3 protein-coding genes are annotated in these 5,287 nt (G+C 70.8%); all 3 read left to right on the top strand.

The genetic code is table 11. The annotated features are described in order from the left end of the window. Nucleotides 1–98 precede the first annotated feature (98 nt). From V7E05_RS13510 to V7E05_RS13500, 3 genes are read left to right on the top strand one after another with little or no spacing between them, the layout of a single operon-like run. Nucleotides 99–1,505 (top strand): nitrate/nitrite transporter, encoded by a 1,407-nt coding sequence (locus tag V7E05_RS13510; RefSeq protein WP_333620159.1) that lies wholly within the window; start codon nt 99–101, stop codon nt 1,503–1,505. Beyond that, nucleotides 1,502–3,646, top strand: coding sequence for a molybdopterin oxidoreductase family protein (locus V7E05_RS13505; RefSeq protein WP_333620158.1), 2,145 nt, complete (start codon nt 1,502–1,504; stop codon nt 3,644–3,646). Before V7E05_RS13510 ends, V7E05_RS13505 begins: the two co-directional genes overlap by 4 nt. Then, nucleotides 3,647–5,149: an FAD-dependent oxidoreductase gene (locus tag V7E05_RS13500; RefSeq protein WP_333620157.1), complete on the top strand. Its 1,503-nt coding sequence runs from the start codon at nt 3,647–3,649 to the stop codon at nt 5,147–5,149. The last annotated feature ends 138 nt before the right edge of the window (nt 5,150–5,287 follow it).

The raw sequence follows: 5,287 nt of genomic DNA, 5'->3' as shown, positions 1-5,287 counted from the left end.
CGAAACACAGTCGTTTCACGCCGTTCACGGGAGTAAACCTCGCCGAAATGCCGCGCGCATAGCGTCGGACGCATCCCCTTCGGAAAGGATGTGTCGCGATGGCGCGCTCACACGTGATCGAGAACTGGAATCCCGAGGACACCAAAGCCTGGGAGGCCGGCGGCGAGAAGATCGCCAAGCGGAATCTGCTGTGGTCGGTGGTCGCCGAACACGTCGGGTTTTCGGTGTGGAGCCTGTGGTCGGTGCTCGTGTTGTTCATGCCCGAGGATGTCTACGGGCTCAGCGCGGCCGATAAGTTCCTCATCGCCGCCACCGCGACCGCGACCGGCGCGGTGCTCCGACTGCCTTACAGCCTCGCCACGGCGAAGTTCGGCGGCCGCAACTGGACCGTGTTCTCCGCCGTCGTCCTTCTCATTCCCACCGGCGGCGCGCTGCTGCTGGTTCTCGATCCGGGCCACGCGCTGTGGGCCTACCTGCTCGTCGCCGCCCTCTCCGGCTTCGGCGGCGGCAACTTCGCGTCCTCAATGACCAACATCAACGCCTTCTTCCCGCAGCGCCTCAAGGGCTGGGCGCTCGGCCTCAACGCCGGCGGCGGCAACCTCGGCGTGCCCGTCGTGCAGCTGCTCGGCCTCCTCATCATCGCCACCGTCGGCAATACGCGGCCGGAGATCGTGTGCGCGGTGTACCTCGTGCTCCTTGCCGTCGCCGGCATTGGCGCGGCGCTGTACATGGACAATATCGACGGGCGCACCGCGGACCTCAAATCCCTTGGCGCGGTGATGAAGTATCGCAACTCCTGGCTCATCTCGCTGCTCTACGTCGGCACCTTCGGCTCCTTTATCGGCTTCTCCTTCGCCTTCGGGCAGGTGCTCCAGCAGCACTATCTCGCCGGCGGCGACAGCCCCGCGCAGGCGACGCTGCACGCCGCGCAGATCGCGTTCCTCGGCCCGCTCCTCGGCTCCATCGCCCGCGTGTACGGCGGAAAATGGGCGGACCGCGTCGGCGGCGGCCCCGTCACGGCCGCGGCGTTTGTCGTCATGCTCGCGTGTTCGGTAGCTCTCGCCGCCTCCGACTCCTTGCCAGTGGTCGTCGCCCTGTTCATCGCGTTGTTCATCGCCTCGGGCGTCGGCAACGGTTCGGTGTACAAGCTCATCCCGGACAGCTTCGAGGCGGTGTCGTGGAAGAAGGTTCACGAACAGAGCCTCGAACCGGGCCGGCGCCGCGAGTTCTCGCAGGCCTCCGCGGGCGCACTCATCGGCGTCGCCGGGGCGATCGGTGGGCTCGGCGGTGTCGGTATCAACATGGTGCTGCGCCAGTCCTACCTCGACACAGGCGACGCCTCCGCGGCGTTCGTGTTCTTCGCGCTGTACTACGTCGTCGCCGCCGTGATCACCCTGTCGTTCTTCACGAGGGTGCGTCGCCGAACGAACACCTCGCAGGCGTGCACCGCTCTCGCCGCGAACGGCGCGAACGGGGCGGACCCGGTCCTGGTGCGCCAGAAATGACCCGCACCGAGACCCACTGCCCCTACTGCGCGCTGCAGTGCGGGATGGCGCTGTCTCCCACAACCCCATCGCAGGATGACGTCGGACGCCGCGCCCCACTCGAGATCACCCCGCTCGACTTTCCCACCAACCGCGGTCGGCTGTGCCGTAAGGGCTGGTCGGCCTCCCAGGTACTCGACACCGGCGACCGCCTGACCACACCGCTGCTCCGCCGCGGCGGAAAAACCGGCGAGCTCGCGCCCGCCACGTGGGAGGAGGCCTTCGACGTCATCGCGGAGGCGGTGCACCGGGCGAGTGCCGGCGGCCGTGAACCCGACCGCGTCGGCGTGTTCGGGGGAGGCGGCCTGACCAACGAGAAGGCGTACATGCTCGGTAAATTCGCCCGGCTCGGGCTCGGCACTTCGCAGATCGATTACAACGGCCGCTGGTGTATGTCCTCGGCGGCCGCGGGCGCGGCGCGGTGTTTCGGCCTCGACCGCGGCATGCCGTTCCCGCTCGCCGATCTCGACGACGCCGAGGCCATCCTTCTCGTCGGCGCGAACCCGGCGGAGACGATGCCACCGATGGTCACGCACCTTGATACAGCGCGGGAATCCGGCGGGCTCATCGTCGTCGACCCCCGCCGCAGCGCGACCGCGCGCCTCGCGGACGAGGCCGGAGGGGTGCACCTGCAAAATCGCCCCGGCACCGACGCCGCGCTTGCTGCCGGACTGCTGCATATCGCCGTCACGCGCGGGTGGGCCGACCGCGACTTTATCCGCGACCGCACCAGCGGTTTCGACGACGCATGGGCGGTGGCCTCGCAGTGGTTACCCGAGCGCACCGAGGCCGTGACCGGCGTGGGCGTGCCCGCGCTGCGCGCCGCGGTGGAGCGGCTCGCCACGGACGCGCGGGCCGGGCGCGGGGCGTACATCCTCACCGCCCGCGGGGCCGAGCAGTCCTCCCGCGGCACCGACACCGTAGCCACGTGGATCGCGCTGGCACTCGCCCTCGGGCTGCCGGGCCGCAAGCGCTCGGGCTGGGGCACCATCACCGGACAGGGCAACGGACAGGGCGGTCGCGAGCACGGGCAGAAATGCGATCAGCTGCCCGGGTATCGCAAGATCACCGACCCCGCAGCCCGCGCACACGTCGCAGCGGTGTGGGGCGTCGAGCCGAAGCAGATCCCCGGGCCCGGGCGCAGCGCGTTCGAGCTGCTCGACGCCTGTGGCCGCGACGTTGCCGCCGACGGCCGCCCCGGGGTGCGCATGCTCTTCGTGCACGCCTCGAACCCGGTCGTCTCGGCGCCGGACGCCGCGAGCGTCGCCGAACGGCTCAGCGCGCTCGACACCCTCGTCGTGGCCGACTTCGTCCCCTCGGAAACCGCGCAGCTGGCCGACGTCGTTCTGCCCGTTCGCCAGTGGGCGGAAGAAGAAGGCACGGTGACCAACCTCGAGGGCCGCGTGTTGCGCCGGCGCCGCGCCGCCGAGCCACCCGCAGGCACCCGCGACGAGCTCGAGATCCTGCGCGCCCTCGCCACGCGCCTCGGCAAGCCTGCGTACTGGTTTTCCACCGACCCCGCGGAGGTGTTCGGCGAGCTCGCCCGCGCCTCCGCCGGGGGAGCCGCGGACTACTCGGCGATCTCGCACGCCCGGCTCGACGCCGGCGAGGCGCTGCATTGGCCGTGCGGTACGGATTCGCCCGGCGGGACCCCGCGGCTGTTTCTCGACTCCTTCGCCACCGACGACGGGCGCGCCCGATTCTCGCTGAACGTGGGCACGCCCGACACCTTCGACACCCGCGTCGCCGAGCGGCAGGTCGTGCTCACCACCGGCCGGCTGCTCGGGCATTACCAGTCCGGCGCACAGACCCGCCGCGTGCCCGAACTCCTCCGCACCGACCCGGAGGCCACCGCGACCATGCACCCCGACACCGCCACCGCGTTCGACCTCGCCGACGGGGCGATGGTTCGGATCCGTGGGCGTGCCGGAGCCATCGAGGCGCGCGTCCACTTCGATTCCACCTCGCGCCGCGACACGGTGTTCGTGCCCTTCCACTTTCCCGGCGCCGGTCGCGCGAACCTCGCCACCGAGGCGAGCCTCGACCCGCACAGCCGGATGCCCGATTTCAAGGTCAACAACGTCACGATGGAGGCGATCTGAATGTCCCACCGCCCGCGGATCATCATCGTCGGCGGCGGAATGGTCGGCGCCCGCTGCGCCGAGGAACTCCGCTCCCGCAGCAGCACGCTCGACATCGTCGTTCTCGGCGACGAGCAGCACCTCGCCTACAACCGCGTCCTGCTCTCCACCGCGCTCGCGGGCACCCTCGACCCCGCCGACACCGAGCTCCACCCCGTGCAGTGGTGGCGTGAGCGCGACATCGACTTCCGCACCTCTACATCCGTACAGGCCGTGGACGCCGCCGCGCGCACCGTCCTCGCCGACGGCCCTGCCGGCCCCGAACAGCTGGCCTTCGACCACCTCGTCTTCGCCACCGGCGCGCGCTCCTTTCTCCCGCCCGCCCTCACCGCCACCCATGACGTCGGACATCCCGAAATCCTTGGCCTACGCGGCCGCGCGGACTGCGAACGGGTGCTCGCGGCGTCGAAGGGTGCCCGGGGCATCGCCGTCATCGGCGGAGGAGTTCTCGGCGTGGAGATAGCGGACGCGCTCGCGCGCAATCCGGACGTTGCCGACCGCGGCGCGCGCGTGGCGCTGCTCCATTCCGGCGAGGCGCCGATGGACAAGCAGCTCGGCGCAACACCGGGCGCGATCCTCGCGCGCTGCGTGCGCGAACAGGGCGTCGACCTGCTACTCGGCGCCCGCGCCGCCGGCGTCGAGGAAGGAGGGCTGCGCCTCGGCGACGGCCAGTTCGTGCCCGCCGATCTCGTCGTCGTGTCCGCTGGGGTGCGCGCAAATACCGCGCTCGCCGAGAACGCGGGCATTGACGTGCGGGGCGGCATAGTCATCGACGAACGCTGCTCCACCAGCGCGGATGGGCTGTGGGCAGCGGGGGACTGCGCGGAATTCGCCGGGGTGCCCACGGGAACATTGCGGCCGGGCTGGGAACAGGCGGAGGTCGTCGCCCACAACATCTGCGCGCAGTTCGGCGGCGCGCAGGAACCGCGCACCGTCGCCCACCGGCGGGAGGCGGTGCGCCTGAAGATCGACGCGCTCGACGTCGCTTCTTTCGGGCGCTGGTGCGTCGAGCCCTTCGACTGGGAGCCGGGTGGGCCGGACGTCACCGTGCTCTCCGACCCTGCGGCAGGGCGCTACGGCAAGCTCGTCGTCGAGTCCGGAAGGATCGTCGGCGGAGTGCTCGTGGGGATGGACGACGTCGTCGGCGCCGTGACGCAAATGTTCGACTCCGGCGCGATGGCACCGCTCGACAGGCTCGCGATGCTCACCGGCACCGAGTCGGCGGCCGCCGGCGGCGAACCCGAACCGGCGGACATGCCCGGCGAACACACGGTGTGCCAGTGCAACGCGGTGAGCAAGGACGCACTCGTCCGCGCCCACGGCTCCGGCGCGTGCGACGTCGCCGCAGTCGCCGAGTGCACCCGCGCGACGACGGGCTGCGGCACGTGTACGGGGAAAGTGGAAAAGATCCTCGGCTGGCTGGACGCGCAGGACGCGCACACACGCGAACCCGCCACGGTGTGAGATCGCGCGCCTCGCCGCTCAGTGCGCGCAGGTGCCGCGGACCCATTCGGCTGAGCCGGCCGCGCCGTACTGCCGCTTCCAGATCGGAACCTCGGACTTGATGCGGTCGATGAGCTCGCGGCACGCCTCGAAGGAGTC

It is taken from the genome of Dietzia sp. (genome assembly GCF_036741115.1).
Taxonomy (GTDB): Bacteria; Actinomycetota; Actinomycetes; order Mycobacteriales; family Mycobacteriaceae; genus Dietzia.
Note: the sequence above shows the minus strand (reverse complement) of the source record. Positions and strands in the feature narration are given on the sequence as shown.